5 protein-coding genes are annotated in these 6,276 nt (G+C 37.7%); 4 read left to right on the forward strand and 1 reads right to left on the reverse strand.

Annotated features, from left to right (window positions below; all coding sequences use genetic code 11):
• From HCUR_RS06140 to murB, 4 genes are all read left to right on the forward strand, one after another.
• Positions 1-296: integrase core domain-containing protein (locus HCUR_RS06140; protein WP_165780823.1), on the forward strand; the 296-nt coding region annotated here is incomplete at its 5' end.
• A gap of 1,020 nt (positions 297-1,316) precedes the next feature.
• Positions 1,317-2,435 carry a UDP-N-acetylglucosamine--N-acetylmuramyl-(pentapeptide) pyrophosphoryl-undecaprenol N-acetylglucosamine transferase gene (locus HCUR_RS06145; RefSeq protein ID WP_104207215.1) on the forward strand — a complete coding sequence of 373 codons (1,119 nt, stop codon included), beginning with the start codon at positions 1,317-1,319 and terminating at the stop codon, positions 2,433-2,435.
• A gap of 5 nt (positions 2,436-2,440) precedes the next feature.
• A complete protein-coding gene (gene murC / locus HCUR_RS06150; RefSeq protein ID WP_165780824.1) occupies positions 2,441-3,883 on the forward strand; it encodes a UDP-N-acetylmuramate--L-alanine ligase in 1,443 nt (480 codons plus the stop codon).
• Between the two features lie 3 nt (positions 3,884-3,886).
• Positions 3,887-4,810 (forward strand): UDP-N-acetylmuramate dehydrogenase, encoded by a 924-nt coding sequence (gene murB / locus HCUR_RS06155; RefSeq protein ID WP_104207217.1) that lies wholly within the window; start codon positions 3,887-3,889, stop codon positions 4,808-4,810.
• 523 nt (positions 4,811-5,333) lie between these two features.
• Here murB and HCUR_RS09280 read toward each other — a convergent pair.
• Positions 5,334-5,621, reverse strand: coding sequence for a hypothetical protein (locus HCUR_RS09280; protein ID WP_207760960.1), 288 nt, complete (start codon positions 5,619-5,621; stop codon positions 5,334-5,336).
• Between the last annotated feature and the right edge of the window lie 655 nt (positions 5,622-6,276).

Consider the following 6,276-nt stretch of genomic DNA (forward strand, 5'->3'; position numbering starts at 1 on the left):
GCAATGAGCATCAGATAGAGCATAGAAAGACTAAGATCAAGCATCCTTGGACTAATGGGCAGGTAGAACGAATGAACAGAACGCTTAAAGAGGCAACTGTAAACAATTTCCATTATGCATCTCATGATGAGCTGAAACAGCATCTGCATGCCTATCTAATGGCTTATACCTTCGCTAAACGACTTAAAGCCATCAAAAGCAAAACTCCTTGGCAATTTATTCTAAATCAGTGGATAATTCATCCAGAATATTTTACAATTAATCCTAACCATTTCTTGGCGGGACTAAACATCTAAGACTCGTTAAATATCATAAGTTTTATGAATTGATTGTTCACTAAGCCTGCTACACTATAAGTTTTTTTGGAATATGCAACACGCTTTTTATCTACGCGCTTTTCTCTTTTTTATTCATCTCATATCTTTGCAAATAATCTTTCTATACCGCTCTCGTCACTCTATACAAGAATTTCAGGCGATATATTGTTGATCGTTTCTTGATATGAATTTCTTTACAAGCCTCCCCAGGGGTACAGGCTTTTTTTATGGCCAAAGCCTAACTTTTAAGCCTTCTATAGATAGAAGCAATGCGTGCGTTAAATAGCACAGAAATCTCTTTTTATGTTTTATTTTCGTTATTTTGAATATACATTTTTAGCTGATTTAGATTTATTTTTCCTTTTCTGCCTAATCTTGCTTTAGGCTTGATGAATCCTTCTGTTTCCTACAGTATCTACCCTCTACTTACACCATAACTATTTTTGTGCTTTTTTTTTGATCATTACATAATTTTATGTATCCTCTTACGCCTTTTTTTAAGTCTAAGCTGTACTTTTTTTTTCATTTCTGACGATGAATAATAGATCTAATCCTATTTTCAAGCTAAATTATTATGTATAGTGATGAAAGTGGTGTTGATATGGCACGTTGCAAAGATAAGAAATAGAGAAAAAAGCCAAAAGCTGGTAGATAAAAAGTATTATAAATAGTACAAAAAAACCTATAGCATAGATAAAAAGTCAGAGTACGAATCCAACTTTTTGGCTAAAAAATAATATTTTTATTCCCTTATTCACCAAATCTTAAAGCCTATAGAGAAATTTTGGACTCATATGAAACAACGCATTAAGGATATAGTTAGAGAATTCGCTCAATGAGATGAGGATATACCCTACGTTTTCCCCGAACCTAATATGACATGATTTACTTCAATGGAACGCTTTTCTGTGTTGTGAACAATAGCTTTTGATGCGCTAGTCCTAGACCTTATTCAGTGTTGAATGACAAGGGAAACAAATGTATGGATAATAAAATATTGTGTGTTATTATCCGAGAAAATTTGTGGTTCTATTAATTGCTGGTGGTTCTGGAGGGCATGTATTTCCTGCCATTGCTTTTGCGCAAAGATTGGTAGATATGTCTTATCCCGTGTATTTTTTAACCGATCAACGGGGTGCGCGTTTTATTCAGGAATACTCTTATTTGTTTGAGCACGTTGAAGTGATTCCTAACGTTGCATCCGCTTGGCGTGGTATGGCTTATGTAAAGCTTTTTGTTGCGGCCATTGAAATGTATCTCTCTTTGCGGAAAACGCGAAAATTTTTTCAACAGTATTCGGTCCAAGCTATATTTAGTTTTGGGGGCTTTATGACTGTGATGCCGATGATATGGGCACGCCTTTGGAGAACATACGGTAAAAAAAGAGTAAAATTTTTTGCTTTACATCAGTCTGATCGGGTATTAGGTCGTGCTAATCGTTTTCTTTCTCGCTGGATCCCAGTGGTATTTACCGGGTATCCTGACACACTAGGTTTCTTAAAAAAAGTCCATCCCATTGTAGTCGGTACTCCAGTTCGAAAAACTTTTTTTCAAATTCCCCCTATGAAATTACCAGAGACTACTTTAGGTATTCTCATTTTAGGAGGAAGTCAAGGTGCATCTTTTTGGAGTTCATTGATCTTAAACGCACTTGCGCAGTTATCTCTGCAGCATCGAAGTCGTCTTCATGTATTTCATCAGTGTCCAGAACAGGAGCTTTCTATTGTGAAAAAGAACTACGGTGAGCTTTCTATTGTTTGTGAGGTGCGACCTTTTTTTTCGTCTCTACCTGAAGTACTTGCCCAGGTTCACGTGGTGTTTAGCCGATGTGGTGCGTCCACTGCGGCAGAATTAGCGTGTTGTGGTCGTAGTGGATTTTTTGTTCCCTACCCCCATGCAAAAGATCACCATCAATCTCATAATGCGGAATTTTGGGTTAGTCAAAATGCGGGTTGGTCTTGTCACCAACGGATGTTAAAAGAAGAAAAAATCACCCTTTTTCTTCAAGAATGTCTAGAAGACCCCAAAAGATTGCTGTATACTGGGGCTCATGCGATGAGGTTGGGGCGCAAAGATGCTGCCGTAGCAATGATCAACTATTGGAAAGGATGTGTGTAAAAATAATGATAAAAAAAAAAGATAAGCATATCTATTTTATTGGGATCGGAGGTATTGGAATGAGCGCCTTAGCTCGGATTTCTTTGGAGCAAGGGTACCAGGTTTCTGGAAGTACGTTGTCCGGTGAGGAGAGTTTATTAGATTCACTAGAAAAGCTGGGCGCTCATTTGTATCGCGGTCACGATGCAGCGTATATTCCTAAAGACGCTACCTATATTGTAGTAAGCTCTAGTATTCCGCAAGATAATGTAGAGTTGGTAGAAGCAAAAAAGCATAATAAAGTTATTTTACATCGTTCCGAATTTTTAGATCAGATCATTTCGGGATATCAGGTGATTGCGGTGAGTGGAACTCACGGAAAAACCACCACTACAGCATTAATTGGTCATATGTTGGATGTAGCAGGATATGATCCTCTGATTGTTGCTGGAGGTATTATGCCTTTATACAAAAGTAATGTTCGCCAAGGACATGGACCCTGGGCGGTAGTGGAAGCAGATGAATCCGATGGAACTTTTCTCAATCTTTCTCGTATCGATATTGCTATCGTCACCAATGTGGAACCCGAACATATGGAATTTTACGGTACAGAAGAAAATTTATTTTCTTTTTTTTCAAAATTTTTACTGAAAGCCTCTCAAAAACGAATTTTAGGACACTTGGGTACTTTTTGTGACGGGTTTATAAAACAGAATCATTCTATTATGAACGTGGTTTATGGACTTCAAGGGACACTACGTTGTAAGAATGTTTTTCCTCGTGCTCAAGGCACGCAATTTGATGTGCACACTGAAGAGCCCAATTCCCTGGTATTGGAGGGACTAGAGTTGAGACTCCAGGGCATCCACAATGTATACAACGCTTTGGCAGCGGTGGCGGTAGCTCAAGCTTTGGGAATAGGGGTTATGGAGGTACGCAAAGCATTTTCTACTTTTAAGAGCGTGCAAAGAAGATTAACTTACACTGGATCCTCCCACGGTGTTCATATTTTAGACGATTACGCTCACCATCCAACAGAAATAAAAGCAGTGTTAGAAGCATTGCGGTGTCATAATCCCAAGCAAAAGATTTTCATTATTTTTCAGCCTCATCGGTATACACGTCTTCACCATTTGATGGATCTGTTTGCAGAAAGTTTTGGTAATGCAGATGAAGTAATATTGCTACCCGTTTATAGTGCGGGGGAACTTCCTTTAGAAGGGGTAAGTTCGGATGTGTTATTTAAAAAAATTCAAGACTTTCATAAAAAAGTTTATATTTTTTCTCAATGGAATTTAAGCTTACCCGATTTGTGTGATCATATTGTACGTTTTACAACTCCAGAAGATCTTATTGTTTGTTGTGGTGCTGGAGATATTACTCATCTAGCCTACGCATTACCTGAAGCGTTAGAAAGCGTCTTTACTGAAGTAAAAGCTGCAGTGAATCCTGCTTTAGCTTGGAGATAATTTATGAGTTTCAGGGCACTCCAAGGCCCTTTGACGCTACAGGTTCCTTTGAAAGCACATACCTGGTTTCGTGTAGGAGGCCCTTGCCTTGGAGTGTTTTCCCCGTTACATATTCAGGATTTACGTCAATTTCTTCAACAAGTTTCAGCGCCTTACCGAGTTTTAGGGGCTGGATCCAATGTTTTGGTCCACGACAAAGGGTGGCCAGGATTTATCATTAAATTACAAAAGGGATTTAATGCTATTAACGTGGAAGGAAGTCGTATTCGAGTAGGTGCTGGGGCTTTAGACCGAGTGGTTGCGCAAGTTGCACACAAAGCAGGTCTTTCAGGAGCAGAATTTTTGTACACTATTCCAGGAACCATCGGTGGTGCGTTGGCTCTAAACGCGGGATGCTATGCCCATGAAATTTCTAATCTTTTGGAGGAAGTTACAGTAATGAGCCCCTTGGGAGAATTACACGTTCTTACTCCTCAGGAATTAGGCTATGGGTACCGTCACTGTACGTTACCTTCGGGATGGATCTTTATTGAAGCGGTATTGGCTTGTGTTCCCAGTGAGCCTGACCTAATTTTAAAGACCATGCACCACTATATTCAACACAGACAAAAGACTCAGCCTTTGCAAGTACGCACCGGTGGCAGTACTTTTAAAAATCCTCCAGGAAGCTTGGCGTGGCAGTGGATTGATAGGGTAGGGGGCAGGGGAGAATCTTTGGGAGGCGCTCAATGTTCTTCCATTCATTGTAATTTTCTTATTAACTTAGGGGGGAGTACTGCTCAAGACGTGTGGGCATTAGGTAGTGAGCTTCAAACACGGGTGAGATTGGCCTACCAGGTACACTTGGAGTGGGAAATACATCTTTGGGATGAGGCAGTATTTCTGCAAACCGCCCAAGAACAGTATAGGGAAATAGCTTTTTGTTGAAGACACCGCTTGTTGCGAACATGTGTGTCGTAAACATAAATAGTCCGTAAGAAATTTTTTTTATGGACTAAAAGTTAGAACGCTCTTTATATAGGCAACTTAAGAAAGAATTTTATCAATATGAATAAAAAAATTTATTTTTTATCTGTTATATGGATAAATATTGTTCACGAAAAGCTGCAGCTAGACCATACCATGAAGGGTAGGTCTACGACACGCAATCTTGAAAAAAGAGTACACGCGCATTATATGCAAGTTAATACTATGAAGATCATTATAAAATACTTAAAAGCTCAAAATAAATGAAAAAACGAATATTTTCAAGAAATAATTATTCAGACGCCGGAAAAGAGTAAGGAAGAGTGTGAGGGATGTATATATGTATAGATTATAAGAGATATCATAGGAGGAAATAAAGATTTTTTTAAATTTACCCAATCTTTTGATAAGCTAAAGAACGGAGAATTCTAACAGAAAAAGATAGAAATTTAGATCAAACGTTGCAAAAAATAATTTAAACATTTTAGTCAATAGATATAAAAAAAACAAGAAATGTAACTCCAGAAAAAAAAGAGGCGTTAGTTAAATTTTCGTCAACCAGTAAGAATAAAAGTTTAACGGATCGCTTACTTTCTGATCCAGGTCTTATACAAGATACAATACTGTCGATAGGCTTTTCTGAGAAATTTGATTGAGACGAAAAAATTAAAACCCTTAACCGATCTTTTAAAGCGTCTTGCGTCAAACAAAAAAACTTTGTTATGCCTATTTTTTTCATAGGTCGTACTACCCATGGGTCTGTAGAGCGCATTCTATGGCTGCTCATATCGACAAAAATAGACAAATAACATTGTATGACCGAAATTTTACTATTGAGCAAGTTCCTAATGAAGCGCGACTTTCTGAACAGATATTGTACTATGACTCGAACGAGGTTTTTTTTCGCGGATCGGATTGACATTAACAGTGTTTTCAACTTAAATTCGGGCAAAATGGCTAAAACTTTAGTAAAAAAAGTCTTTTTTTTAAAATTTTATAGAAGATATTGACGCTCTAAAGGAAGATTTATTTACTTATTCCTTTTTTGGGGTGATAAAGGTATTATGATGACGCTTAAAACCTCTATTAATGGATAAAAGGAGAGAGTATAGTCGAGCTTGGAGGTAATAAAAATGAGGAATCCAAGAAATTTAAGAGATCATGAATAAGCGCCAATTAAGGATCATTTTGAATGAGAAAAGTATAGTAATAGAAGTAAATACAAGAAGAAAAAAGAGCGGCTGCCCATGGAAAATGCTTCCTAAATAATTTTACGCTATATTCCACTGTGCATTCATTTTATCGAAGATTCAGGATCAAAAGAATATGGCAAAAAGTACTGAGCGAGTTTGTTAAGATAAGTTGAATAAAAGCTAGTGGAAGTGAACACTCGAGCTATAGCATGATTGATTCACACAGTGTAAAAA

The organism is Holospora curviuscula (assembly GCF_002930195.1).
GTDB lineage: Bacteria > Pseudomonadota > Alphaproteobacteria > Holosporales > Holosporaceae > Holospora > Holospora curviuscula.

Excerpts from the sequence above, each read along its gene's own strand:
- murC (WP_165780824.1), top strand. The coding sequence starts at position 2,441 with ATGATAAAAAAAAAAGATAAGCATATCTATTTTATTGGGATCGGAGGT.
- HCUR_RS09280 (WP_207760960.1), bottom strand. The coding sequence starts at position 5,621 with ATGCGCTCTACAGACCCATGGGTAGTACGACCTATGAAAAAAATAGGC.
- murB (WP_104207217.1), top strand. The coding sequence starts at position 3,887 with ATGAGTTTCAGGGCACTCCAAGGCCCTTTGACGCTACAGGTTCCTTTG.